1 protein-coding gene is annotated in these 372 nt (G+C 54.3%); it reads left to right on the top strand.

Translation table 11 applies throughout. The features are described 5' to 3' along the window. Positions 1–183 precede the first annotated feature (183 nt). Positions 184–372 (top strand): hypothetical protein (locus AF337_RS44455; RefSeq protein ID WP_210168066.1); only part of this gene is annotated, 189 nt, incomplete at its 3' end.

The following is a 372-nucleotide window of genomic DNA, read 5'->3' as shown; positions in this document are numbered from 1 at the left end:
GAGGCCGTAGAAGACACGGCCCGCATCGGGGATGGGAACAGTCGGGCGTCTTAGGGCATCTTCAAGAGTCATTGGTGTCTCCTGTGTCTTCCAATACCCATGGTTCTACTATTTGTCCTTGCGCGTGCCAACCGATCGCAATACATTTGTCATGCATTCGTTAAGACAAATAAGGGAGCTTTGATGACGCGGAAACGGGCACCAGGCGCGGGTCGTAAGCCAAGCGGAGAGTTTTCAGGCAAGTCATCGGCCTTTTCGACGCGGATAACGCCAGAACTACGGGCGGCGCTGGAAAAGGAAAGTCAAGACACGGGAAAGTCGCTCTCGCAAATCGTTGAACGACGCCTGCGCGACAGCTTTGACATTCCGAAG

The organism is Rhizobium ecuadorense (assembly GCF_001187535.1).
Lineage (GTDB): Bacteria > Pseudomonadota > Alphaproteobacteria > Rhizobiales > Rhizobiaceae > Rhizobium > Rhizobium ecuadorense.
This window is presented reverse-complemented; position numbering and strand designations above follow the sequence as displayed.